This is a genomic window from Streptomyces roseifaciens (assembly GCF_001445655.1).
Classification (GTDB): Bacteria; Actinomycetota; Actinomycetes; order Streptomycetales; family Streptomycetaceae; genus Streptomyces; species Streptomyces aureoversilis.
On record NZ_LNBE01000003.1, the window covers coordinates 2,201,250 to 2,227,117 of the forward strand.

General features: G+C 71.3%; 19 protein-coding genes and 2 pseudogenes. 11 read left to right on the top strand and 10 right to left on the bottom strand.

All coding sequences use genetic code 11. The features are described from left to right. Positions 1–12 precede the first annotated feature (12 nt). Entirely contained in the window at positions 13–321 is a 309-nt protein-coding gene (locus AS857_RS15220; protein WP_144440826.1) for a hypothetical protein, read from the bottom strand. 310 nt (positions 322–631) lie between these two features. Between AS857_RS15220 and AS857_RS15225 the strand changes: the two genes are divergently transcribed. Beyond that, a complete protein-coding gene (locus AS857_RS15225; RefSeq protein ID WP_058043628.1) occupies positions 632–1,207 on the top strand; it encodes an HAD family acid phosphatase in 576 nt (191 codons plus the stop codon). Between the two features lie 60 nt (positions 1,208–1,267). On the opposite strand, the gene AS857_RS15230 is transcribed toward AS857_RS15225, so the two are convergent. After that, positions 1,268–2,515, bottom strand: a complete 1,248-nt coding sequence (locus AS857_RS15230; protein ID WP_058043629.1) for a cytochrome P450 family protein — start codon at positions 2,513–2,515, stop codon at positions 1,268–1,270. A 313-nt stretch (positions 2,516–2,828) separates the two neighbouring features. Between AS857_RS15230 and AS857_RS15235 the strand changes: the two genes are divergently transcribed. Continuing rightward, positions 2,829–5,360, top strand: a complete 2,532-nt coding sequence (locus AS857_RS15235; protein WP_245699851.1) for a discoidin domain-containing protein — start codon at positions 2,829–2,831, stop codon at positions 5,358–5,360. A gap of 109 nt (positions 5,361–5,469) precedes the next feature. On the opposite strand, the gene AS857_RS15240 is transcribed toward AS857_RS15235, so the two are convergent. After that, a complete protein-coding gene (locus AS857_RS15240) occupies positions 5,470–6,036 on the bottom strand; it encodes an SDR family oxidoreductase (protein ID WP_338058258.1) in 567 nt (188 codons plus the stop codon). Between AS857_RS15240 and AS857_RS41360 the strand changes: the two are divergent. Beyond that, positions 6,019–6,261, top strand: a pseudogene (locus AS857_RS41360) (MmyB family transcriptional regulator); the annotation flags it as partial. The gene AS857_RS15240 and the pseudogene AS857_RS41360 overlap by 18 nt on opposite strands. 49 nt (positions 6,262–6,310) lie before the next feature. Then, entirely contained in the window at positions 6,311–6,859 is a 549-nt protein-coding gene (locus tag AS857_RS15245; RefSeq protein WP_058043630.1) for a GNAT family N-acetyltransferase, read from the top strand. Positions 6,860–6,872: 13 nt separating this feature from the next. Here the strand turns inward: AS857_RS15245 and AS857_RS15250 are convergent, their stop codons facing one another. Continuing rightward, positions 6,873–7,946 carry a hypothetical protein gene (locus AS857_RS15250; protein WP_058043631.1) on the bottom strand — a complete coding sequence of 358 codons (1,074 nt, stop codon included), beginning with the start codon at positions 7,944–7,946 and terminating at the stop codon, positions 6,873–6,875. A 298-nt stretch (positions 7,947–8,244) separates the two neighbouring features. On the opposite strand from AS857_RS15250, the gene AS857_RS15255 reads away from it, so the two are divergent. After that, positions 8,245–8,478, top strand: coding sequence for a hypothetical protein (locus tag AS857_RS15255; protein WP_058043632.1), 234 nt, complete (start codon positions 8,245–8,247; stop codon positions 8,476–8,478). Between the two features lie 201 nt (positions 8,479–8,679). Continuing rightward, positions 8,680–10,326 carry a ribosomal protection-like ABC-F family protein gene (abc-f, locus tag AS857_RS15260; protein ID WP_058043633.1) on the top strand — a complete coding sequence of 549 codons (1,647 nt, stop codon included), beginning with the start codon at positions 8,680–8,682 and terminating at the stop codon, positions 10,324–10,326. 81 nt (positions 10,327–10,407) lie between these two features. Here the strand turns inward: abc-f and AS857_RS15265 are convergent, their stop codons facing one another. After that, the gene (locus tag AS857_RS15265; protein WP_058043634.1) at positions 10,408–11,046 is read right to left on the bottom strand and encodes a TetR/AcrR family transcriptional regulator; all 639 of its coding nucleotides are present in this window, start codon (positions 11,044–11,046) and stop codon (positions 10,408–10,410) included. Between the two features lie 66 nt (positions 11,047–11,112). Here AS857_RS15265 and AS857_RS15270 point away from each other — a divergent pair, with 66 nt between their 5' ends. From AS857_RS15270 to AS857_RS15285, 4 genes are all read left to right on the top strand, one after another. After that, positions 11,113–11,877, top strand: a complete 765-nt coding sequence (locus AS857_RS15270; protein WP_058043635.1) for an SDR family oxidoreductase — start codon at positions 11,113–11,115, stop codon at positions 11,875–11,877. Positions 11,878–12,387: 510 nt separating this feature from the next. Continuing rightward, entirely contained in the window at positions 12,388–18,468 is a 6,081-nt protein-coding gene (locus tag AS857_RS41910; protein WP_058043636.1) for an FG-GAP-like repeat-containing protein, read from the top strand. Next, the gene (locus tag AS857_RS15280; RefSeq protein WP_058043637.1) at positions 18,465–18,887 is read left to right on the top strand and encodes a hypothetical protein; all 423 of its coding nucleotides are present in this window, start codon (positions 18,465–18,467) and stop codon (positions 18,885–18,887) included. The genes AS857_RS41910 and AS857_RS15280 overlap by 4 nt, the downstream gene beginning before the upstream one ends. A 155-nt stretch (positions 18,888–19,042) precedes the next feature. Beyond that, positions 19,043–19,864, top strand: coding sequence for a lipase family protein (locus AS857_RS15285; RefSeq protein ID WP_245699852.1), 822 nt, complete (start codon positions 19,043–19,045; stop codon positions 19,862–19,864). A gap of 110 nt (positions 19,865–19,974) precedes the next feature. On the opposite strand, the gene AS857_RS15290 is transcribed toward AS857_RS15285, so the two are convergent. The 3 genes and pseudogenes from AS857_RS15290 to AS857_RS40415 all read right to left on the bottom strand — a co-directional run. Further along, positions 19,975–20,745, bottom strand: coding sequence for a maleylpyruvate isomerase family mycothiol-dependent enzyme (locus AS857_RS15290; RefSeq protein WP_058043638.1), 771 nt, complete (start codon positions 20,743–20,745; stop codon positions 19,975–19,977). Positions 20,746–20,809: 64 nt separating this feature from the next. After that, on the bottom strand, positions 20,810–22,150 hold the full coding sequence (locus tag AS857_RS15295; RefSeq protein WP_058044167.1) for an aldehyde dehydrogenase family protein: 1,341 nt from the start codon (positions 22,148–22,150) through the stop codon (positions 20,810–20,812). Between the two features lie 21 nt (positions 22,151–22,171). Beyond that, positions 22,172–22,855, bottom strand: a pseudogene (locus tag AS857_RS40415) (type 1 glutamine amidotransferase domain-containing protein); the annotation flags it as partial. Positions 22,856–23,078: 223 nt separating this feature from the next. Here AS857_RS40415 and AS857_RS15300 point away from each other — a divergent pair. After that, positions 23,079–24,050 carry a YwqG family protein gene (locus AS857_RS15300; protein WP_063804259.1) on the top strand — a complete coding sequence of 324 codons (972 nt, stop codon included), beginning with the start codon at positions 23,079–23,081 and terminating at the stop codon, positions 24,048–24,050. A gap of 62 nt (positions 24,051–24,112) precedes the next feature. Here the strand turns inward: AS857_RS15300 and AS857_RS15305 are convergent, their stop codons facing one another. After that, the gene (locus AS857_RS15305; RefSeq protein ID WP_058043640.1) at positions 24,113–25,276 is read right to left on the bottom strand and encodes a hypothetical protein; all 1,164 of its coding nucleotides are present in this window, start codon (positions 25,274–25,276) and stop codon (positions 24,113–24,115) included. A gap of 21 nt (positions 25,277–25,297) precedes the next feature. Then, positions 25,298–25,777 carry a VOC family protein gene (locus AS857_RS15310; protein ID WP_216823978.1) on the bottom strand — a complete coding sequence of 160 codons (480 nt, stop codon included), beginning with the start codon at positions 25,775–25,777 and terminating at the stop codon, positions 25,298–25,300. Positions 25,778–25,868 lie beyond the last annotated feature (91 nt).

Here is a 25,868-nt window from a genome sequence, read left to right on the forward strand (position 1 = left end):
GCCGGATGAGGCTCAGCCTCCGGGCGGGTTCATGCCGTGAAGACACTCGGGGAAGCCCTTCAGCTCCGGAGCGGCCGCTGCAGGGAGCGAAGCCAGCTGCGAGGGAACGCGGACGAACAGCGTGGGCCCGAAGGCGTTGCAGGTCACGCCGACGGCCTGCCCGATCATCGGCGAGCGCGCCGGTGCCGCCGGTGCCGGCGGGGCAGGGGAGACGAGGACGGCGGCAGCGGAGGCGGCCGATGCGGCCACCATGAGCAGGCCGATGCCGATGCCGATGCCGGCGAGGGCGCGGCCCGGCGGAGGCCGGTGGGACGAGATCATGGGGTCGAGCATGCAGCCGGGGGCCGGTACGAAGCCGTAGGCGCACAGCGGCACCCCTCAAGTGGGTGACGGCCCGTCACGCGGGCAACCACGCCGAGCAGGAAGCACGTGGCCTCGGCCCGGCGATGGGACCGCATCGCCGGGCCCGGCTGTCAGATGAACGGCGGGTCGCGCCCTCTTCACGTTCACGCCACTTTTCGGTCGCCCCTGCGCCCTTTTACGGTGGTGATCTTGCCGACGGACACGCTGCACACCGGAAACCGGAACACCGGAACACCGGAACACCGCAGGACCGGAAGGAACAAGGTTGATGTTCGTCGGGAAGCTCCGCACTGCCGCATTCGCCGCCCTGGCGGCTCTCGCGCTGCCGGCCGCGTCGCTGGGCACCGCCTCCGCCGCCGAAGCCGCCTCGTCGCGGGCCGTGCCCGGCTACCAGACCTGGCAGGACGACGTCCGGAAGGCCGTCGGCCCCGCCATCCCGTGGCTGCAGGACCGCGCCGGCCGGGGCGACGGAAGGCTCGCCGTCGTGCTGGACATCGACAACACCGCGCTGGAGACCCACTACCACCCGGGACAGCCCAACAAGCCGGTCCTCAAGGTGGCCCAATGGGCGAAGGAGCACCACGTGTCGGTGCTGTTCGTCACCGCCCGCACCTCCTCGTCGTCCGCCCGGAAGGAGCTCAAGAACGCCGGCTACCCCGTGGACGCCATATGCACGCGCGAGCACGGCGAGAGCAAGGACGAGGGCAAGGAGCGCTGCCGCGGGGAACTCACCCACGACGGCTATACGATCACCGCCAACATCGGCAACCGGTCCACCGACTTCACGGGCGGCTTCTACGAGAAGGCCTTCAAGCTGCCCGACTACGGCGGCCAGCTGTCCTGAACCGCCTGCCTGCCTGCCTGCCTGCCCGACCGCCTCGCCCGGCTGTAGCGACGCCTGCGGCTACGGATGAAGCCGGACCGGGAGGATCTCCGTGCTGTTGCCCACGAAGCTCGGGTGCCGGGGCAGTTCGCGGTCGGGGGCGGCGAGCGCGAGGTCGGGATAGCGGTCGAACAGGGCCTCCAGGGCGGTCGTCGCCTCCAGCCGGGCCAGCTGTGCCCCCAGGCAGTAGTGCGGGCCGTGGCCGAAGGAGAGGTGGCGGACCGCGGGCCGGCGGGTGACGTCGAAGCGGGCCGCGTCCGGGCCGTACGCGCGCTCGTCGCGGCCTGCGGCCGTGTACGAGGCGAGCACCGGGGTGCCCCGGGGGACGACCGCGTCACCGACCTCCAGATCACGGGTGGGGTAGCGGAAGGGGAAGAAGCTCACCGGGCTGTCGTAGCGCAGGGTCTCCTCGACCACGTCCCCCCAGCCGGCCTTTCCCGCGCGCACCAGCGCCAGCTGCTCCGGGTGCGCACACAGCGCCCGTACCGCGTTGGTGATGAGGTTGAGCGTGGTCTCGTGCCCGGCGATGACCATCAGCAGCAGGGTGCCGATCAGTTCGCGGTCGGTGAGCCGGTCGCCGTCCTCGGCCTGTGCGGCCAGGAGGGCGCTGGTGAGGTCGTCGGCCGGGGCTGCGCGGCGCCGGGCGAGGACGAGGCCGAGGACGTCGGCCATCTCGCGGTTGGCGGCCAGGGCGCGCTCCGGGGTGGTCGTGGTGCTCACGATCAGATTCGACAGCCGGTGCAAACTGCCCTGCAAGTCCGGGTCGACGCCGAGCAGTTCGCAGATGACGGCCATGGGCAGCGGAAGGGCGAAGTGCTCGCGCAGGTCGACCACGCCGGAGGTCCCCGTTCCACGGCCCTGCGCGGCCTCGCCGAGCGCGTGCAGCAGCCGGGCCGTCAGCTCCTCGACGCGAGGCCGTAACCCCTCGATGCGGCGAGGGGTGAACACCTGGGTGACCAGCCCGCGCAGCCGCCGGTGGTCGTCCCCGTCCGCAGTGGTCATGCCTTCGACGGTGGCGAACGTGGCCAGTGGCCACCCCGCCGGTATGCCGCCCTCGCGCAGCGCCGTGAAGTGGCGCGCGTTCTTGGCGACGTCGGGGTGGGCGAGGAACGCCTTGAGCTCCTCGTGCCGGGTGACCGCGACAGCGGCGACGTCGCCGGGCAGAACCACGGGAACCGCGGGGCCCCGTGCGCGCAACTGCTTGTTGGCTGCGTGCTGGCCGGCTCCCGTCGGGTCGAGACGGTGCGGTGCGTCGGACCTGTCCGGCATCTGAGGCTCCTCGAGGTGCGGAAGGTGCGGAAGGTGCGGAAGGTGTGGAGGGTGCTGAGGGCTGCAGCAGGGGCATCGGCCACGACTTGGCCGTTGGCGTTGGCGTTGGCGTTGCCCCAGCCCCCTTGTGCGTACCCAGTACACCCGTGCCACTACGCCGATGACGGCGGACGAGATCGGCGAGGCATCGGCCGGATTGACGTCTTTACACCCCTCTTCCCGCCAAGAAGAGTGACCTCTTCCGTCCCAGTTCCGGGGCAGCCCGTACTGACTCAGGGCCTGATCTTCCAGGCCAGGCCCTCCAGGAGCCGATGTGTTACCCGACCCGTTCCGCAGAATCAGCCTGTTCCGCCGTTCCCGCCTCAGATCCCAAGGGCTCGTCCTGATCGCCCTGGTGGCGGTCGTCGTCGCGCTCCTGCCCGTACTGGGCACACGCGGTGGCGGGGCCGCCGCCGAGGACCACGGCACCCACCCGCCACGCCCGCACCACGCCGCCGCACCCGCCTCGACCATGGAGCCGACGGCGCCCGTCCTCTCCAGGGCGGGCTGGACCGCCGGCGCGAGCGACGAGGAGACCGCGCAGGCCGACAACCGCGCCGCCAACGTGCTGGACGGCAAGGCCGACACCCTCTGGCACAGCCGGTGGTCGGGGAGCGCGGCGCCGTTGCCGCACTCCCTCGTCATCGACATGCACCGCACCGAGGTGGTGTCCGCGCTCCTCTACCAGCCGCGCACCGACAGCCCCAACGGCCGCATCGGCGAGTACGCCATCCACCTCAGCACCGACGGGCAGAACTGGGGCGCGGCCGTCGCCGGCGGCACCCTGGCCGACGACACGACCACCAAGACACTGAGCTTCGCCGCCCGCGGCACCCGGTACGTCCGGCTGACCGCCGCCTCCGAAGCGGGCAACCGCGGGCCCTGGAGCTCCGCCGCCGAGATCCGGCTGCTGGGCGACCCGGGGCTGCCTGCCTCCGTCGTCGACCTGCCGACCACCGGCTGGACCGCCGATGCGAGCGACGAGGAGACCGCGCAGGCCGACAACCGCGCCGCCGGCATCCTGGACGGGGACGCCGACACGTTCTGGCACAGCCGCTGGTCGGGGAGTGCGGCCCCGTTGCCCCACTCCGTCACCATCGACATGCACCGCACGCAGACCGTCTCCGCGCTGACCTATCAACCCCGGAAGTCCGGGGCCAACGGGCGCATCGGCGCGTATTCCGTCGCCACCAGCCTTGACGGGGTCTCTTTCGGCAGCCCCGTGGCCAGTGGCGTGTGGAAGGACGACGACACCGTCAAGAGCACCACGTTCACCCGGCCGGTCCCGGCCCGGTTCGTCCGGCTGACCGCCACCACCGAGGCCGGCAACCGCGGCCCGTGGAGCTCCGCCGCCGAGGTCCGGCTGAGCGGCCCCGCCGACCCCTCCGTCTCCGGCTCCTGGGACCGGGTCACCGGCTTCCCGCTCGTCCCCGTGGCCACCGCCGTCCTGCCGAACAACAAGCTGCTGGCCTGGTCCGCGTACGCCATCGACCGGTTCGGCGGCAGCAACGGATACACCCAGACCGCCATCATGGACCTCGGCACCGGGCAGGTCACCCAGCGCCGGGTCGACAACACCGGCCACGACATGTTCTGCCCCGGCATCGCCCTGCTCCCCGACGGCCGGGTGCTGGTCACCGGCGGCAGCAACGCGTCCCGCGCCAGCATCTACGACCCGCGCACCGACACCTGGTCCGCCACCGGCGAGATGAACATCCCGCGCGGCTACCAGGCCATGACCCTGCTCTCGAACGGCGACGCGTTCGTGCTCGGCGGATCCTGGAGCGGCGCCCGCGGGGACAAGGACGGCGAGGTGTGGTCCCCGGCGACCGGGAAGTGGCGGAGGCTTCCCGGCGTACCGGCCAAGGGCACCATGACCGCCGACCCCGCCGGCCCCTACCGCGCCGACAACCACCAGTGGCTGCACGCCACTTCCCGCGGCCGGGTGCTGCAGCTCGGGCCGAGCAAGCAGCTCAACTGGATCGACACCACCGGCAACGGCACCGTCACGCCGGCGGGAACGCGTGCCGACAGCCCGGACGCCATGAACGGCAACGCCGTCTCCTACGACATCGGCAAGCTCCTCACGCTCGGCGGCGCCACCGCGTACGAGAACGCGAACGCCACCCGCCGCGCCTACACCGTCGATCTCGGTGACGGCACCCGGCCGGTCAGCAAGCGCACGGGCGACATGGCCTACGCCCGCTCGTTCGGCAACAGCGTCGTCATGCCGGACGGCAAGGTGGCGGTCTTCGGCGGCCAGTCCTACCCCGTCCCCTTCAGCGACGCCACCTCGGTGATGACCCCGGAGATCTGGGACCCGGCCACGGGCGCCTTCACCAAGATGGCCAGCATGGCCGTTCCGCGCAACTATCACAGCGTGGCGAACCTGCTGCCCGACGGACGGATCTTCTCGGGCGGGGGAGGGCTGTGCGGCGACTGCGCGACCAACCACTCCGACGGGGCCGTCTTCACCCCGCCGTACCTCCTCAACCCGGACGGCAGCCGGAAGCCCCGCCCGGCCCTCACCAGCACTCCGCCCGCCAGGGTCGCGAACGGCGCCGTCCTGCCGGTGACGACCGACAAGCCGGTCACCGCCTTCTCCCTGGTACGAGCCGGGGCGGCGACCCACTCGGTCGACAACGACCAGCGGAGAGTCCCGCTGACCTTCCGGCAGACGGGCAGCACCTCGTACGAGCTGACCGTCCCGGGCGATCCCGGAGTGGCCCTGCCCGGCACGTACATGCTCTTCGCCCTCGATGCGGCGGGGGTTCCGAGCGTCGCCAAAATGATCACGATCGGCTGACCTTCGCGGGGAAAAAGGCGGCGCACCCCGAATGGGTGCGCCGCTTCCGTACCACCTGCCCGGAGGGTCGTTCAGCAACCGGTGCCGCGTCCGACGACAGGAGCGCCGGTCACTGGGCGCTCGCTGCAGGGCGGACGACGATTTCGTTCACGTCGACCTGCGGAGGCTGGAAAAGGGCGTAGGCGATGGCCTCCGCGATGGCCGGGGCGGGCAGTGCCACGGCGCGGTAGGTCTTCATCGCCTCCCTGGCATCCGGGTCGGAGATGCCGTCGGCAAGTTCGGACTCGGTCACGCCCGGAGAGACGAGGGTGACCCGGACGTCCCCGGCGGACTCCTGGCGCAGTCCTTCGGAGATCGCGCGGACGGCGAACTTGGTGGCGCAGTAGACGGCAGCGGTGGGCGAGACCTCGTACGCGCCGACGGAGGCGATGTTCACGAAGTGCCCGCCGCCCTGTGCGCGCATCGCGGGCAGGGCGGCGGCGATACCGTGCAGGACTCCCCGTACGTTCACGTCGATCATGCGGTCCCACTCCTCGGTCTTGAGCGCTTCCAGCGGGGAGAGGGGCATCACACCCGCGTTGTTCACGACGGCGTCGATCCGGCCGTACTCGGAGAGCGCCGCGTCGATGAACGCGCGCGTGTCCGCCGCGTCGAGGAATTCGCCGAGCTCTGGCACTCGCACACCGTCCACGGAAAGACCCACGGCGCCAAGGAACTCGTCCACCCCGAGGTCGGCAGTCTCTCCCTCGCCTACCATTCCTTCGACGTCCGCGGAGCGCCTGGTCAGCAGGTCGTGATCTACCACGCAGAACCGGGAAGCCCCAGCTCCCAGGCGCTGTCCCTGCTCGGCAGCCTCAACGCCACGCGCACATCACGCCCTTCGGCGGGGACCGTCAGCTAGGCCTTCTCTTTCGGATCCCTCTCGCAAGCCGTGCGATAGGTTGCCCGCCATGACCGAACTCGGACCCGTTGCCTGGCCCCCTGCCCCGATAAGCACCGAACGGCTCGTGCTCCGCGCGTCCGAGGCCCGGGACCGTGCGGCGTTCATCGAGCTGTTCGCCTCGCCGGAGGTGGGCACCTACATCGGTGGCCCTCGACCGCGTGATGAGCTCGAGCGCGCGGTGCCCGAGGTGCCCGGGCGGCGCCCCGGCCTTTTCGTGATCGATCTCGACGGAGCGATGATCGGCATGATCACGCTCGATCGGCGCGACGCGGAGCGTCCGGGTCACGTCCGTCCGGATGCCGGGGAGGCCGAGCTCGGCTACATGTTCCTGCCGGAGGCGTGGGGATGCGGGTACGCCGCCGAGGCGTGCGCGGCGGCACTCGCCTGGTTCGCCGACGCACTTCCCAGCGAGCCGGTGGTGCTCTGCACCCGGACCGCCAACGACCGTGCGATGCGCCTCGCGGCGAAGCTGGGGTTCGCCGAGAGGGAGCGGTTCGAGGAGTACGGTGCCGAGCAGTGGTTCGGGGTGTGGTCCTCGGTCGCGCCGTCCGGTTGAGCCGGGCCGGCATCTAGTCGCCGCCGCCACCGCCACCGCCACCGTCGCCGCCCCCGCCGCCATCCCCGCCATCACTTCCGCCCCCGCTGTCGCCGCCGTCCGCGCCCCAGCCGTCGCTGCCGCCGGGCTCGTTGTCGTCGCTGCCCTTCCCGAGGTTGGTGAACCAGGGGCGGTCCCAGCCTGCGTCGGTGGCGATCGGCTCGCCTCCGTGCACCGGGCGCCGCCGCTCCGCCCGGAACCGCGCGAAGCCCGTCGTGTCCCCGAGCCCGAAGGCCACGGCGAAGACCTGGGCCATGACGGCATCCAGCGGGTCGGGGCTCTCGTACTGCACGTGAGCCAGCGGCAGCAGTACCGTGCCCGGCTCGAGCACCGTTCGGCGCGGAGGACGCGTCAGCAGCGCGACACGCTGTTCGTTGCGCAGCAGCCACGAACTCGCCGCGTTCTCCCGACGCAGCACCCAGTGCTGCCCGTGCAGTCGCACCTCCACGGAGCTTTTGGACTTGCGCAGCTTCTTCTTGAGGCTGAGCTCCGCGGGAACGTCTCCGACCGTCAGGTGCAGGCCGTTGGACGGTCCGGGGGACTCGCGGTAGAAGCCGTGCGGCGCCCGGATCCGTACGGCGGGGGCGCCGGGCCCCCAGACGTCGACGCGCACCAGACGCCGGTCCACGGCGACGGCGACCGGCCCGGCAGGCCCCGGCGCGTACCGCCGCGCGATCCACAGCGGTACGCCCTCGGCCCGGGCCTGGGCCGCCAGGGCGGCCACCCGCTCGGGCCCACCGCACTGCCGTACGGCCAGCTCTCCCAGCTTGCGGGCGAACGCGGCGGCCTCCCGTACCTTCACCGGCGTGGCCGTACCGGTGACGCGGGTTACGGGAACGATCCCGGGCCCGTCGGCGAGCCGCTCCAGCGGGCGCTCCGCCCCGCCGGCGCCGAGCCAGCACGAGCGCAGGAACGCCTCGGCCATGGCGCCGAGGTTCAGCTCACTCAGCGGCGTGGTCGCCCCGCCCCTCCGCAGCTGCTCCTCGGTCAGCTCCACGGTCCGTGCCAGCGGATTCCACGACCGCTCGCCATAGAGCACCTGGCTCACAACAACCCCCCGTACCTACGCGGTCCAGCTCAGCAGAGCCCACCTTCACATATGCGGGCCCTGCCCCGTCACCGGGGGGCCTGACCGGGACCGAACCAGTACACGGGCTCCTCGTGTACGACCGGCTCCCGCCGTGTGAGGCGTCAGCCTTTCGGCCCAGCGTGGGGCTCGGACACGGGGAGCGCACGATCAGCCTGAGGTCGCCTTCACGTCCGCCGAACTGGGAAACCTTGACCAAGTTCGATTCCTGTCCGAACGGGCAGGGGTAGGGATCGGGCACCGAACTGTGGAGGTTGGCATGGCTGGATTCCTCGACCGGGCCAAGGAGCAGGCCCAGAGCGCCCTCAATCAGGGGAAGCAGAAGGTGGACGAGGTCCACCAAAAGCGAGCCGGGAACGACCTGCTCCAGAAGCTCGGCGCGGCCTACTACGCGGAGCGGAGCGGCTCGGGCTCGCCGCAAGCGACCCACGATGCGCTCGCCGCTCTGGAAGCCCATATCGCCGTCCACGGGGACAGCTTCCTGCGCGGGTAGCCCCAAGCGCCTCACGTGGAAACGGGGGCGCCCCGAAGGGCGCTCCCATCCCGTGGACCCCGACAGTAAACGAGTAGAGGCGAGACGCATCGTCTTGCTAAAGTGGGTCCATGCATTTCTTCTACTTTCTCTGAGTCCGGGCACGGCCGACGCCGCCGTTTCTGCTGCCCGTAGACACTTCGTATCCCCAGGGAAAGTCACATGCGCGAACGCGCCCATACAGCTGTGCCCGCTGCCGTGGCACAGCTGTCCGTCAAGGACGTCACCAAGTCCTACGGCACCCGGACCGTCCTCGACCAGGTCTCCTTCACCGTCCGCCCGGGCGAGAAGGCCGCCGTCGTCGGCGAGAACGGCTCCGGGAAGTCCACCCTGCTGCGGCTGATCGCCGCGGCCGAGGTGCCCGACGCCGGAGAGCTCACCGTCAGCTTCCCCGGCGGCACCGGCCACCTCGCCCAGACCCTCGACCTCGACCCGGGCTGCACCGTGCAGGACGCCGTCGACCTCGCCCTCGCCGAACTGCGCGACATGGAGCGCCGGCTGCGTACGGCGGAGGAGCGCCTGGGCGAAGCATCGGAGGGCGAACTCGCCGCATACGGCGAACTGCTCATCGCGTACGAGGAGCGCGGCGGATACGAGGCGGACGCCCGTGTCGACGCCGCCATGCACGGGCTCGGGCTCGCCGGGATCACCCGCGACCGCGTGCTCGGCTCGCTCTCCGGCGGCGAGCAGTCGCGGCTCGCGCTCGCCTGCGTGCTGGCCGCGGCCCCCGAGCTGCTGCTCCTCGACGAGCCGACGAACCACCTCGACGCGGCGGCCGTGCACTGGCTCGAGGAGCACCTGCGTGCCCACCGCGGCACCGTCGTCGCGGTCACCCACGACCGCGGCTTCCTGGAGCGCATCGCCACCACGATCCTCGAGGTCGACCGGGATGCGCGCACGGTGCACCGGTACGGCGACGGCTGGGCCGGCTACCGCGCCGCGAAGGCCGCCGCACGGCGTCGCGCGGAGCAGGAACACGCCAACTGGCTTGAGGAGGTGGCCCGTACCGAGGAACTGCTCGAGGCGGCCGGGAGGCGGCTGGCCACCACCGGCAAGGACCCGCAGCAGGGCTTCGGCAAGCACCGCCGCTCGCACGAGGCGAAGCTCGGCGGGCAGGTGCGGTCGGTCCGCGAGCGCCTGGCCCACCTGCAGCGCAACCCGGTGGCGGCGCCGCCGGAACCCCTGCGGTTCACGGCGGCGCTGTCGGCCGCAGGCGGCGGGCACCCTGCCGACCGCCCGCTCGCCGAGCTCGACGGCATAGCGGTCGGCGAGCGGCTGCGGCTGGACGGGCTGCTGGCGCTCGCGCCGGGACAGCGGCTGCTGGTCACGGGCGAGAACGGGGCGGGCAAGACGACGCTGCTGCGCGTCCTGGCGGGCGACCTGGAACCGGATGCGGGCGCGGTACGCTGCCCTGCCCGCATCGGCTACCTGGCGCAGGAGCTGCCCGCGCGCTCCACGCGGCTCCCGCTGCTCGCCGCCTTCGCGGCCGGGCGGCCCGGCCTGCCGGAGGAGTACGCCGAACAGCTGCTGGCACTGGGCTTGTTCCGTGAGGAGGACCTGCACGTCGCGGTCACGTCGCTGTCCGCAGGGCAGCAGCGGCGGCTGCAGATCGCGAGCCTGGTGACCCGGCCCGCGGACCTCCTCGTACTCGACGAGCCGACGAACCACGTCGCGCTCGACCTCGTCGAGGACCTGGAGGCGGCACTCACGGCGTACCCGGGAGCGGTGGTCGCGGTCTCCCACGACCGCGGCTTCCGCGAGCGGTTCCCGGGGGAGCGCCTGGAGCTGCGCGGCGGCCGGAGGCGCTGACCTTGCCGGGCCGGGGCCAGGTTCATGGCCCCGGCCCGGCGGGAGCCGCCTCGCTCCGGACGCGCACCGGGAAGGGCCTTCTCACGCGTCCCGTCCGGTGTCGACGAAGACGTTTTCGCCGAAGGCGGCGGCAAAGGCCTTCGCGATGAGGCCGGGCAGCTCGGGCCGGCCGTCGTCCTCGGCCCAGCGCACCAGCGCGGTGTGCATGGCGGCCAGGCAGGCGCCGGCCGCCGCGCGGGCGTGGAACGCCGTGTCGGGATCGGCGGCATCGGTTCCAAGGGCGTCGACGATCGTCTGCTGAAGGGTGTAGTGGTTGTCCAAGTGCCTGGCCCGCAGGGCCGGCGTCGAGATCATCAGCCGGAGCCGGGCGAGCAGGAACTGCTTGTTCGCCGTCAGATCGTCTCCGTGGCCGCCGCTGGTCAACGTCGCGGCCGAGTCGATGAGCGCGTTGCCGATGCGGCGGACCAGGGGCTGAGCGGCGGACGACGCGGCGATTCGCTCGGCGACGAGCCGACCGTTGTGGTCGACGAGCACGAGGTCTTCCTTGGTGGGGAAGTGCCGGTAGAGGGTCATGGGGGACGTGCCTGCGGCTTCGGCGACGTCGGTCACGGTCGTGGCGTCGTATCCGCGCTCGGTGAACAGCCGTACCGCGTGGGCCTGAATCGTGCGCTGCGTCTCGGCTCGCCGTTGTGCTCGCAGTGTTGAGTGCTGGTCGGGCATGTGGTAGACCCTACCGGAATGGTAGTGACTACCAGATTGGTAGTGGCTAACAACTTGGGGGCGGACATGAGTGATCTGACCGGCAGGACGGCTCTCGTGACCGGAGCGTCGCGCGGCATCGGGCGGGCGATCGCCACCCGGCTGGCGGCCAAGGGGGCAGTGGTCGTCGTGCATTTCGGCACCGACGAGGACGGTGCCACGGCGACGGTCGACGAGATCGGGCGCGCCGGCGGGGCCGCGTTCGCCGTAGGGGCGGAGCTGGGTGTGGACGGCGACGCCGAGACGCTCTTCGCGGGAGTCGAGGCCGGCCTGGCCGGGCGGCCGCTCGACATCCTCGTCAACAATGCCGCGGCCGCGCCCGCCGGCCCGCTCGGGACCACGACGCGGAAGGAGTTCGACCACCTCTTCGCGGTGAACGTGCGAGCGCCGTACTTCATCATCCAGCGGGCATTGCCCCTGCTCCGCGACGGTGGGCGCATCGTCACGATCTCGTCCGTGGCGACCCGGATGGCCAATCCCGCCCAGACGTCCTTCGCCATGACGAAGGGCGCGGTCGAGACGATGAGCATGACGTTGGCCAACGAGCTCGGCGCCCGGGGGATCACGGTGAACGCGGTCGCTCCCGGCGCTACCCGGACGGCGGCGAACGGATCGTTCTTCGAAGCGCCGGGCCTGGTCGACTTCGTCACCGGATCGACGGCGCTCGGGCGGCTGGGCGGGCCCGAAGACGTCGCCGACGTGGTCGCGTTCCTCGCTTCCGACGCGGCGCGCTGGATCACCGGGCAGGTCATCGACGCAAGTGGAGGCCTGTTCCTCGGCCCGCGCGCCTGATCGTCCGGCCGCGCCCGGAAGGCGCCCGCATCGGGCGACCTGGCGAAGAGCAAGTCCTTTACGCCGGCATCAGGTTGCGGCGAGATCCAGCCACTCGGCCACCACAGGGCACTGTTGACAGTCCCCACCTGCGCTTTACCGCACCCCACTCAACCCCGCATCGGCGAATATCAGACATTTATTCGATGCCTTCCGTGAGGATTCGATCAGGTGGGGAGTATCTGTGTGTTTCCTATGGGGGGTGTGTGACGAGTGTTGCGATCCATGCGATCTATGCCGACTGCGCGGACTGCGCGGCCTGCGCGGCCTGTGCGACCGACACGGCGAAGAGTCGCCCAACTGCTGTCCTGCCTGCTGGCCTTCGTCCTCCTGGCCGTGGCCGGAGTCACCGAAACGGCCTGGGCCCGGACCGCAACACCCCCCGTACCCGGCCGGGCCGCACCACCCCCCATACCGGCATCTCCACTCCTGACCCGTACCGCGAAGGACCTGCCCAAGCCTCCCCGGCCGATGACCCTGCCCGAGCGGCGCAAGCAGCTCGACGCCAATCGCGGCGGCACCGGCCCGATGCGTGAGTTCGTCCGGCCCCGCCCGCCGGCCCGGTCGGCGAAGCCCGAGAGCCCGCCCGCCGGGACCCTGCAGAAGGGCCCGGCGGCCTCCGCCAAGGGCACCAGGGGCGCCCCGGGCCTCAAAGCACCCGCGGGCACGGCGCCCAACCCGGACTGGGTGTCCGCCTACGCCTCCGCCTACCCCGGCATGCTGTCCATCGGCGGGCAGGTGAAGTTCTCCGGCATCGACGCCGCCAAGCTCTCCAGCATGTGGCTCTACGTCATGGACGAGGAGAAGAAGCCGGTCCTCCAGCAGGAGATCAAGAAGGCCGACGGCGACCCCCGGGGCAGGTACCTCGAGAGCGGAGCCTGGTGCTACGGCTGGTGGCCCAAGAACTCCTACCCCGCCGACCAGTGCTTCTGGTGGACCTCCAGCCTGCTGAACGGTCACCTGAAGGACGGCAAGAAGTACTACGCCTGGATCTTCCTCACCGCCACCGACGGATCCTCCAGCCCCGGCGGCACCAGCTCGCCCTTCGTCGAGGCCTTCTACACCCCCGACATCCCCGGTGCCCAGGCCGGACTGTGCACGTGCTACGCCCAGGAGCACCGCGCCGACCCCATCAACACCGCCACCGGCATGTACTACGAGAAGATCACCGATGCCGCCCTCGCCGGCGCAGGCAAGCCCTTCTCGCTCGACCGCTACTACCGCTCCGACTCGGCGGCCACCGGATTGCTCGGCCGCGGCTGGTCCACCCCCTTCGACAGCAAACTCACCCTCGCCTCGGACAGGGCCACGCTCCAGACGGACGACGGCGCCCAGGTCGTCTTCAAGCTGTCGAACGGCGCCTACACCACCCCTGCCGGATCGGTCCTGAAGCTCGCCAAGTCGGGCTCCTCGTACGTCCTCACCTCGATCGACCACACCCGGCGCACCTACAACGCCTCCGGTCAGCTCACCGCCGTCACCGACGCGAGCGGCCACGGCCTCACCATCGGCTACGCGTCCGGCCGCCCCGCGACCGTGAAGGACACCGCCGGCCGCACCGTCGAGTTCACCGTGGACGGCGCCGGCCTGCTGACCAAGGCGGCACTGCCCGACAACACCACCGTCACCTACGGCTACACCGGCGGCCTGCTCACCTCCGCCACCGACCAGCTCGGCAGGACCTCCGCCTACACCTACGACGGCGCCAAGCGCCTGGCCACCTTCACCGACGCCGAGGGCGGCAAGGTGACCAACGCCTACGACGCCGGCGGCCGGGTGAAGTCCCAGACCGACAGCGCGGGCAAGACCACCACCCTCACCTGGGACAACAAGCGCGAGTCCCACGTCACCGACCCCAACGGCGGCGTCTGGACGGACGTCTACTCCGGCAACGTGCTGATGGAGAGCACCGACCCGTACGGCAAGACCGTCTCCTACGCCTACGACCGGCAGCTGCGCCCGGTGTCCATCACCGACCAGCTCGGCAACACCACCGAGATGACCTACGACGGCGCCGGGCGGATGCTCACCCGCAAGGCCCCGGCCTCCGCGGGTTACACCGAGAGCTGGACCTACGACGGCGCCGGCAACGTCACCAGCCACACCGACGGCCGCGGCAAGACGTCGAAGTACACCTACACCTCCGGCAACCAGCTCGAGACCAGCACGGACCCGGACGGCGGGACGGTCACCTACACCTACTCCCCGCTCGGGTCCGTCGCGAGCGTGCGCACGCCGCGTGGCAAGACCGTCACCTACGACCACGACGCGGTCGGCAACCGCACCGCCGTGACGACCCCCCTCGGCGAGAAGACCACCTTCCGCCACGACGCGGCCGGGCGGATCACCGAGAAGACCGACCCCCGCGGCAACGCCCAGGGCGCGAACCCGGCCGACTTCACCACGGCCTACACCTACGACGGCCGAGGCCTGCTGCGCACCGCCAAGGACCCGCTGGGGCACACCACCGTCTACGGCTACGACGGCGTGGGCCGGCTCACCTCGGTCAAGGACGCGACCGGCCGCACCGCCGCCTACGAGTACGACGGCGAGAACCGCCTCACCAAGACCGTCAACCCGGCCGGCAAGGCCGTCACCCGCGCCTACAACGCCAACGGCAACCTCACGGCCGTCACCGACGCCCTCGGCAACAAGACGACCTACACCTACGACAAGGCCAACCGCCTGATCGCCGAGGTCTCCGCCCGCGGCAACGCCCAGGGCGCCAACGCCGCGGCCTACACCACCAGCTACGGCTACGACGCCGCGGGCAACCGCACCACCGTCACCGATCCCAGCGGAGCCGTCACCACCACCGGCTACGACGCCCTCGGCCGGCCCGTCTCGGTCACCAACCCGCTCAAGCAGGTCACCAAAACCAGCTACGACGCGAACGACAACATCGTCACCGTCACGGACGCACTCGGGAAGGTCACCCGCTACACGTACACCGGCACCGGCCTGACGGACACCGTCACCGACCCGCTCGGCAACAAGAGCGACTACGGCTACGACGCCGACGGCCACCGCACCAGCGAGACCACCCCTCTGGGCCGGAAGACCACCTGGGCGTACGACGACGACGGGCGCACCGCCGCACAGACCGACCCGCGCGGCAACGCCCAGGGCGCGAACCCGGCCGACTTCACCACGGCCTACACCTACGACGAAGCCGGCAACGTGACCAAGGTGCGCGACCCCCTCGGGGGCACCACCGTCACCGGCTACGACGCGCTGGGTCACGTCGTCTCCGCCACCGACGCGCTCGGCAAGGTCACCAGAACCGCGTACGACGAGCTCGGACGCGTCGCCAAGGTCACCGGCCCCGACGGAGCCGTCACCGCCTACACGTACAACACGGCCGGTGACCTCGCCACCCGCACCGACCCCAAGGGGCACACCACCAGCTTCGCCTACGACGACGCGGGCCGTCGCACCGGGATCACCGACCCGCTCGGCCGCAAGAAGACCTTCGGCTACGACGCCGACGGCAACACCAACCGGATCACCAACGCCCGCGGCACCACCGCCACCGTCACCATCGACCCCCGCGGCCTGCCCACCGCGACGGCCTTCACCGACGACACCCCCGGCACCACCCTCGCCTACGACGCCCTCGGCCGCCGCAAGTCCGTCACCGACGCCACCGGCACCCGGTCCTACTCCTACGACCCGGCCGGCCGGCTGACCGGCGTCACCCCGGGGGCAGGCAAGGGCGCCTACGGCTACACCTACGACGACGCCGGGCGCCTGACTTCCCGCACCGTCGACTACACGGCCCCCAAGCCGCTTGACTGGAGCGGCTCGGCCCTCACCGCCACCGCCGACCTCGACGGCGACGGCACCACCGACGTCGTCGCCACCGACGCCAAGAGCGGCGTGCGCACCTTCCTCGGCCGCGCCGACGGCACCTTCGCCGGGGGCAGCACGCTCACCGGGTCCGGCACCGGCTTCCAGCAGGTCCTGACCGTCGAGTTCACCGGCGACGGCAAGCCGGACCTGCTGGCCGTCGACAAGGCCACCGGCCACCTGTGGCGCTACACCGGCGACGGCAAGGGCGGCTTCGCCGCGCCGACCGACCTCGGCGCGAGCTGGGGCCCGATGACCCTGACCGCCGGGGACTTCAACAAGGACGGCAAGCCGGACCTCCTGGCCGTCAGTTCCGGCGCAAACCGGCTCTACTTCTACCCCGGTGACGGCAAGGGCGGCTTCGGGGCCCGCACCGACCTCGGCAGCGGCTGGGGCACCTACCGCATCGCGCTCCTGGAGTACACCGGCGACGGCAAGCCCGACATCCTCGCCGTCAACCCCGGAGACGGGCACCTCTACCTCTACCCCGGTGACGGCAAGGGGGGCATCGGCACCCGCACCGACCTCGGAGCGGGCTGGGGAGCCATGCACCTCGTGCCGGGCGAGTTCAACGGCGACGGCAAGCAGGACTTCCTCGCCGTCGACACCGCCGCGCACAAGCTGCGCTTCTACCCCGGCAACGGCACCGGCGGCTTCGGCACGTACATCCTGCAGTCCGACGACTGGACCCCGTACGGCATCCCGCTCCTCGCCCGCACCGGCCCCTCGGACCGGCCCGGCATCGTCGCGGCGGCCGGCTCCCGGCTGCGCACCTGGAAGGGCGACGGCAAGGGGCGCTTCACCGACGCGGCCGACGCCACGAACCCGGCCTCCGGCTCGAAGGCCGGCTACGGCTACGACGCCGACGGCCGCCGGACCACCCAGACCGGCGCGGCCGGAACCATCACCTACGACTACGACCCCGCCGGGCACCTCGCCGCCACCACCCTGCCCGCGGGCAACGGCCACACCGAGAAGCGCGCCTACGACAACGCCGGCCGCCTCACCTCCGTCATCAGCGCCAAGGGCGGCACCGTCCTGTCCGGCCGGCAGCTGACCCTCGACCCGTCCGGCCGGCCCACCCGGGTCGCGACCACCCGCGCCGGACAGCCCGACAGCTACCGCTACTACGGCTACGACCCCGCCGGCCGCCTCCTCACCGACTGCACCTCCGCTACCAAGGCCGACGCCTGCCCCGCCGCGGACGCAGCCACCACCTACAGCTACGACCCCGTCGGCAACCGCAAGACCCAGAGCCGCAACGGCATCACCACCTCGTACACCTACGACAACGCCGACCAGCTCACCTCGGCCGCCGCCGGGTCCACCACCCGCGGCTTCACCTACGACGCCGACGGCAACCGCACCGGCGCCGGGGACGACACCTTCCGCTACGACGCGGCCGGCCGCCTCGCCTCGGTCACCTCCGGCTCCTCCGGCTCCGAGACCTACACCTTCGGGTACGACGCCGACGGCAACCGCGTCACGGCGAGCAAGGCCGGCAAGCGGCTGCGCACCACGACCTGGGACGTCAACGGCCCGCTCGCCACCGCCGGCACCGAGTACGACGCCGAGGGCGCCCTGAGCACCGAGTACCAGTACAACCCCCTCTCCCAGGTCCAGGCGCAGACCGGCCCCGGCGGCACCCTCTTCCACCACCACGACCAGCTCGGATCGGTCACCGACACCACCGACGCGGCAGGAGCCGCCCAGAGCAGCTACACCTACGGGGCGTTCGGCGAGACCGAGCGGACCGACGTCGCCAAGAACCCGCCCGCCAACCCCTTCACCTTCGCCGGCGGCTACGCCGAACCCGCCACCCCGGCGGCCGGCCTCTACCTCAGGGCACGCGACTACGACCCGGCCACCGGCCGCTTCACCGCCAAGGACCCGGCACCCGCAGCCGTCCACGACCCGTACGTCTCGACGTACGCCTACGCCAACAACACCCCCACCCGCTTCACCGACCCCACCGGCCTCAAGGCCGGCGACCCCGACGACGACCACATCGACTCCTTCGGCGAGGGCGTCGAGGTCTTCGGCGACGGCTTCGTCCAGGGCCTGAAAATGCCCTTCGAGTTCGTCGGCGACCTCTACAACGCCTTCACCGGCAAGAACGGCGGCGCAGGCGGCTTCTTCGACAAATACGTCCCCGTACGCCCGGCCTACACCCTCTACCGCGCCTCGTACCACTTCTCGAAACAGGGCTGCGAAGAGCTCTCCGAGGTCTACCGCAAGGCCGCCGACGAACTCGCCGCACAGGTCGCCCTCGTCGGCCTCGGCGGACTGCGCGGCTGGCAGCGCAAGGTCGCCCGGGAGGAGACCAGCGTCCTCGGCTCCGAGGGCATCTCGCCCAAGCCGGGCAAGGGCGGCGGTGGACCGCCGCCGCTGCGCCAGGCGTACATCAACGAGGTCGAGGCCCTGTCCCAGCAGGCGGCGTCGATGCGGGCGGCCGGCGCCACCCAGGAGACCATCGCGCGCACCCTGCACAAGGCCCGCCGCGACCTGGGCGTGAAGTACAAGGACCTCACCCCCGAACCGCTGCGGAGCGAGATCTACCAGCGGAACCTGCAGAAGTACGGTGACAAGCTGGGGCCGACGATCGACTGGCTCCGGGCCAAGGGCAAGACGTGGGAGCAGATCATCGAGAGCGCGACCCGCACCGGCGGGCAGGATCTCGGACTGGGGAAGAAGCAGGAATGAGCATCATGGTGCGGTCCTTCGACCGCTTCGACGAAGTGGCCGCATTCGACCCGGCGAGCGGCGAGCTCGGCCCGCGCACACGGGCCGGTTCCCCGCCGCCGGGGCAGGTGCCCGCCGGTCACTACGGCGAGCTGGGCGGGGTCCCGGTCGTGCTCTACCGCACGGCCGGCGGCCTCCGCCTGCGGCTGGGGGAACGGGACGTCGCCCTCGACGGCGGCCTGGAGATCCGGCACGAACAGTCCGCAGAACGCTGCCTGCTGACGGTCGGCACGACCACCCTCGCCTACCCCGCCCCGGACACCCTGATCGACCCGGAAGACGACCCCACGGCCTTCGCCGAGGCCGAGGACTTCGACATGGGGTTGTTCGTGGCCAACGTGGCCGGTGACCCCGGCCGCCGGGACATGGTCTACCGGTAGGGAGGCCGAGGGGGCGCCCCTGGGCTGTCCTGGAAACGCCACTGTGCTCCCACTTTCAGGGGAAAGTGGTACAGGATTTCTTTGATGCGCATGTCTTTCGGTAACGGCTGTGATGCGACGTCCCCATGTCACCGGCCCGTGAAAGGGAGCCTCCCGTGCCCGTGCCCACCGCGATCGACCACAAGGCCCGCACCTACAGCCTGGCCCACGCCTACTGGCTGGCCCAGGCGGCCGACCTCTCCTACAAGGACGAGGCCACCATCGAGAAACAGGCGCGGAACTGGGGCTTCGACCGGGTGCGCCACCACAGGACGCGGTTCACGCCGCCCTTCCCGCTGGAGGACTCCCAGGCCTTCACGATGGCCAGCGACGACATGATCATCACGGCCTTCCGGGGCACGGAACCCGCACAGATCCGCGACTGGCTCTCCGACGCGACGACCCCGCCCTGGCCGGGCCCGGCGAAGACGGGCTACATCCATTACGGCTTCGGCCAGGCCCTGGAATCCATCTTCCCGGAGGTGAAGGACACCCTCCACGAGTACCGGACGAACGGTCAGACCGTGTGGTTCACCGGCCACAGCCTGGGCGGTGCCCTGGCCATGCTGGCCGGTGCACGGCTGTATCTGGAGGAGCCGAAACTGCTGGCCGACGGCGTCTACACCTACGGCCAGCCCCGTACGTGCGACCGGCTGCTGGCGGCCGCGTGCAACAAGGGCTTCAAGCAGCGCCTCTTCCGGTTCGTGAACAACAACGACATCGTGCCGCAGCTGCCGCCCGAGCCCGCGTACACCCACGCCGAGGCCCTGCGGTACATCGACTCCGCGGGCAAGGTCCACGAGACCATGTCGCTCTTCGGCGGCCTCGCCGACCGGGCGAAGGGCCTGACGGCGGACGCCTTCGCGCCCGCGAGCGACGCCTTGCGCGACCACTCGATCCGCAAGTACGTCGCCGCACTGGAGAAGAACCTGGCCTGACCGTCCGGGCCGCGGCGACACCTTCGACGCGCGAGCGCCTGCCGTGCCGGTGGCACGGCAGGCCGCTTCTCGGCCGGTATGTCGTGGCCGGCCGGCGACGTACGAGGTCGTCAGAAGGCCGAGTGAGCGAACCAGTGGGCGATCAGGTCCCGGTCGCCGAGCAGCTCGAAGGCGTCGCTGTTGCGGTCCAGGCGGCCGTAGAGGAGCAGAAGCAGGTCCGCGGCCGTGCCCCGGACCGTGGCGTCCGCCGTGCGGGACCGGGCGTCGCCGGTCACCAGCCCGAAGCCGTCGGGGCGCAGGTGGATCAGCCAGTCGTCGCCTTCGTCGTCGCCGTCCGTGCAGCCGAAGCGAATGGTCCGGTCAGGGCCGCGCAGTTCGGCGGTCCCGGGCGCGAAGAAGGAGGCAAACGGCAGGTTGGTGAGGAACTCGTCGATGCCGTCCACCGCCAGGACGCGGTCGATGTGCGGCGACAGCCCGAGTGCGAGCTCGGCGTCGGCCCGGTGCACCAGCGTCTCGAAGAGCATGCGGCGGACCCAGAACCGGGCGTGCTGGTCGAGTCCCCAGGCCCACATCGGCGCGTCCAGGTCCGTGGCGGCGAACACCTGTGCGGCCTCCGTGGCACCCATGGTCAGCCAGTCCGGATAGCCGTCGGGCTGCTCCGGCAGGTGCAGTTCCACCTCGCGACTGGTCGGCGGCTGCTGGATGCGCCGGCTCAGCAGGACGCTGAACCAGCGGTGCACGCTGCCGGTGTGACGCGTCAGGTCGGCCAGGGTCCAGCCGGGGCAGGACGGCACCGGGGTGGCGGGGTCGGCTCCCTTCACTGTGGCGACGAAGCGGGCGGTCTCGGCCGCGACAGCCGTGGCGTGCTGGGCTGGGTTCATGTCTGGTGCCCTTCTGGCGTTGGTGCTCGGGTGCTCGTATGCCGGGGGAGTGCGGGGCAGGCCGTCAGGCCAGTGGCTTGTCGAGTACGGCCTTGGCGTGGCTGAACGTGTCGATGGAGTACTCGCCGTGGTAGCGGCCCATGCCGCTCTCGCCCACGCCGCCGAACGGCAGGTCGGGTACGGCCAGGTGGGAGACGGGCAGGCCGAAGGCCAGGGCGCCGGAGGAGGTCTCGTCGGCCAAGCGCTGCTTGGTCCGCGCCGAGTCTGTGAAGGCGTACAGGGCGAGCGGCTTGTCACGCTCGTTGACGAAGGCGATCGCGGCGTCCAGGTCGGGCACGCCGATCACCGGCAGGATGGGCCCGAAGATCTCTTCCTGCATCACCGGTGCCTCCGGGGAGACGTCCGCGAGCACGGTGGGGGCGAGGTAGCGGTTCGCCCGGTCGTGCACCCCGCCGGTGACGATGCGGCCCTCGCCCAGAAGTCCGGTCAGCCGGTCGAAGTGCCGCTCGTTGACGATCCGCCCGTACTCCTCTTCGGCCGACGGGTCCTGGCCGTACTGCGCCAGGACGGCTGCGGCCAGGTGCCCTTCGAGCGCGGCGGCGGTGTCACCGATGGCGAGTACGTAATCGGGCGCGACGCACGTCTGACCGGCGTTGAGGAACTTGCCGCGGACGAGCCGCTCGGCCGTGGCCTCCAGGTCGACGCCGGGCTCGACCAGCACGGGGCTCTTGCCGCCCAGCTCCAGGGTCACGGGAGTCAGGTTACGGGCGGCCGCGGCCATCACGATGCGCCCGACCGTGCCGTTGCCGGTGTAGAAGATGTGGTCGAAGCGCTCTTCCAGCAGCGCGGTGGTCTCCGCGACGGCACCCTCCACGACCGCGACGGCCTGCGGGTCGAGATACCGAGGCAGCAGCCGGGAGAGGGCTGCCGACGTTGCCGGTGCCAGCTCGCTGGGCTTGACCACGACCGCGTTGCCCGCGGCCAGCGCACCCACCAGCGGGGTCAGCGCGAGCTGCAGCGGATAGTTCCAGGGCGCGATGACCAGCACCACACCGAGCGGGTCACGGACCACGCGCGCTTCGGCCGGCCGAAAGGCTTCGGGAACGGGGGCCGGCCGGGGAGTCAGCCACTCCGCGAGGTGCGCGACGGTGTGGTCCAGCTCGTTCAGCGTGAAGCCGATCTCGGTGCGGTAGGCCTCCTTCGGGCCCTTACCGAGGTCGGCACGGAGGGCGGCCAGGAGTACGTCGGCCTGTTCCGTGAGGAGCGTGCGAAGTGCCTGCAGTTGGCCGAGCCGCCAGGCCAGGGGCTTCGTACGGCCGGTGGCGAACCCGGCTCGCAGCCGGGCCACCGTGCCGGCCGGATCGGTGGCGGGCGCGACATCCGGCGCGCCGTCCCGTCCGGCGATCCCTCCGGTGGTCGGCACGGCGACCAGGGCGTGGGCCAGCTCTGCCGAGGAGGCCGGGTTCTGGCCCGTGTAGAGGTTGCGGTCGATGACGATGTGCGGGGTGAACGGCTCCGCGGCGACGAAGTCGGCGCCGAGCCCGTTCAGGCGGTCCTCGAGCAGCCAGCAGGCCCGGTCGGCGAAGCCGGCTGCGGCCTCCTCGGCGTTGCTGAACGCGGTCATCCGGTACCCGGCGAACGGCCGGCTGCCGTCGTCACGGCGGGCGGCGAGCAATGCGGCGGGCGCATGGCAGAGCAGGGCGAGCGGCTTGCCCGAGTCGAGGGTGCGGGTGAGGATCCGGCCGGAGGCGGAGTCGAGGGCGAGGTCCTCCATCGGGCCGTGGCCGCCGGGGTAGAAGACCAGGTCGTAGTCGTCCGGGTCGACTTCTTCCAGCGCCGCCGGGGTGCCGAGCTCGGCCTTGATGGCGTCGAGGTAGGCGGCGAGGAGGCCGGCCCGCTCCCGGCCGCCGTTGGCGTCGGCGCTCAGGCTGACCGGGTCGACCGGGGCGGCGACGCCGCCGGGTGTCGCGATGGTGATCCGGTAGCCGGCCTCACGGAAGATCCGGTGGGGCTCGGCGAGCTCTTCCGCCCAGAATCCGGTCGGGTGCAGGGTGCCGTCGGCCAGCGTCCAGTGGGCGGCGCCGGTGACGACGAAGAGTGCGGAAGGCATGACGGGGGCTCCAGAGGACGAGCAGTAGAATTTAAGGGCATAGATGATTCATGCACTCAAGTAATGCGGTGAAGGTAAACCTCAATGGTTGACGTTGTCAACTGATCCGGTTGTGCCGCTGCCGCCGGAGAGCACAGGGGGTCGCCGCCCGGTACGGCCCCGGGCCGCCCCGCGCGCGGGCGTGTGTTTGGATTCGGCGTCGGCCTTGGAAAGAGGGGGAACGTTGACACGCACGACACCGCCGCGCCCGCTGGATGTGGCGGCCGAGCTTCCGGAGCTGGCGGGCCTGGCCAGGACGGCCATCCGCCTGCACCCGCGCCGGGGTGCCCCCACCGTCCATGAAAGCTCGGTGGGCGGTCCGCTGCTGTGGCCGGCGGGCGAGCCCTGGCCGGAGTACGAGCCTGCATACGTGGCCTATGGTCCGTTGACCACGCTGGCGGACGTCCGCAGGGCACGGGGGATCGGAGAAGACGGGCTGACCGAGCAGGAGAGGGAAGACTTCCGCCGGACCAGAGTCTGGTACCCGGAGGAAGTGCTGCCGGACGGGCCGCTGCCCCTGATTCCGCTCGTGCAGCTCTACGCCCGGGACGTACCCGGACTCCCGTGCCCCGAGGGGACGGAAATGCTTCAGGTGCTGTGGTCCCCGTTCGAGGACATCGAAGGGTGCTCCGGTGCCGTACAACTGCGGTGGCGTCGGTCCTCGGACGTGCGGGAGATCCTGACCGATCCGCCCGAGCCCGCCTACGTCGACCAGAGCGATCACGTACCGACGCCCTGTGTGCTGCATCCGGAACAGGTCCGGGAGTTCCCGCCCGTGCATCTCCTCACGGGCGAACAGGCGAAGCGCGTGGAGGCCTGGGCGGAGGAGCGGTCGGTGGACTACCAGGGAGCCCTGTCCGTCGCTCCCGGCTGGAAGCTGGGCGGCTGGCCCTCGCACGTCACCTACGGCCACCCCCCGGGCCCCGACGAGCTCCTATGTGGTGAGTGCGGCGGGCCCGTGGAGGCACTGCTGACCGTGGACAGCAAAGAATGGGGCGGATCAAGCAGGACCTGGTGCCCGGTCGAGGACGTGGACGGACATCCGTACGCCACCCACACGCCCACGGTGGTGACTGTCGGCCGCGGGTGGTGGACCCTCCAGATCTACGCCTGCGTCGGCACGCCGTCCCACCTGCCACGGTCGATCATGCAGTAGTAGGCAGGGACAGGGACAGGGACAGGGACAGGGACAGGGACAGGGTCAACGGCGGCACTGGTTCAGTACGGCGAGAGAGTGAGGCGCAGAAACCGGGGCCGGTAGATGTCGGCGCGGCGGATGACGTCGGCCGGGGCGAGACTGTTGACGTTGTAGGAGAGCACGATGTCACGGCTGCCGCGTTCGAGTTCCGGATGCTCGTGGGGGTTGTAGGCGATGACATTCGGGTTGCGGTACGTGCCCTTCGGCCCGGCTTCCGGCGCCGTGTACACCGTCCGGGGCCGGGTGAAGGGGCCGCCGGGGGAGCGGGACCAGGCAATCTGAGTCTCCGCGCTGAACGGCACATCCGCGCGCTGGGTCACCAGCGCGTACCAGGATCCGCGCCGCACCACGCTGAGCTCGTCCGAGGTGAACAGCGCACCTCCGGGACCGGCCAGCCGGCCGGCGTCCGCCTCACGACCGGACCAGACGTCGCGCGCGGTCCAGTACTGCCAGGGACGCCGCAGATCACGTCCGGCGACCCGGGCGAGCCGCAGGTGGCTGCGGCCTTCGGCGGTGCGCTCGGTCCCGTAGATGTAGGTGAACCCGCCCTGCGATTCCAGCCAGGCACCCCACGCGATGCGGGCGGAGGACGGCAGCGGGGTCACGGACACCGCTCGGCCGTACGCGCCGGCGCGAAACCTGGCCAGCACATTGTCTCGCCAGGCGATGTCCAGGGGACCGCTTCCGGTTCGGGTGTAGCGGGCGTAGACCACGCTCACGCCGTGACCGTCGGGGATGCCTGCGCGTGCCCAGTACCAGGACTCGTGGTCCGAGCCGGTCATCGGGGAGGCGGGCTGTCCGGCCCGGTCCCGGCCGGTCACCGTGCGCGGGCCACGCGCGGTCCACAGGACGAAGCTGTTGTGCAGAAAGGGGGTCGTCCCGCCCTCGCCGACAGTGGGGGAGCGCGAACCGTCGGGCCGTACGGTGCCGAGGAACGTATCGGAGAACACCCACAGTTCACCGGCCGGGGTCGGCACGGAGTACGTGCTGTCTCCGCCGGTCCAGTGGTGCGGTGACCGGTCATGGTCGGCGTAGGTCCCGAAGGCCGTGTTGAGGGCGTCTGCGGGGCGTGCGTCCACTACGCGCGGCGGTCCGGCGGCCGGGGCGGACTCCGGGGGCAGCAAGGCGCAGAGCACGGAGAGTGCGGCGGCCGCGGCGTACTTCTTCAAGGCGAAGATCCTCATGGGCTTGCCCTGTCTGTCTCTTCAGCCCCGGTAGGCGTCTTCCAGCCCCTGAATGTCGATCTTGCGCATCCCCAGCATGGCCTGCATGACGCGGTTGGCCGCGGCCCGATCCGGGTCGGTCAGCAGTTCGATGAGCCGGCGCGGGGTGATCTGCCAGGACAGGCCGTACTTGTCCTTGACCCAGCCACAGGGGCCTTCCTCCCCGCCCTCGCTCAGCCGGCCCCAGAGCCGGTCGACCTCCCCCTGGTCCGCGCAGTCGACGCTGAAGGAGACGGCCTCGGTGAAGGTGAACTCCGGCCCTCCGTTGAGGGCGACGAAGTGCTGGCCCGCGAGCGTGAACTCGACGGTCATGACGGAACCCGGTGCGCCCGGCCCCGCCTCGCCGTAGTGCTGTACTTCGACGATGCGCGAGTCGTCGAAGATCGAGACGTAGTGGGCGGCGGCCTCCTCGGCCTGCCCGTCGTACCAGAGGAAGGGCTTGATCTTCTGAGTGATCTGCACGGTGACGAGTAGACCCGACTCCACGCCCGGAAGCCCGCCCGACGCGCGCGAGGACGCGAGGCGTGCCGTCGGGGCAGGCAACAGGACCCGT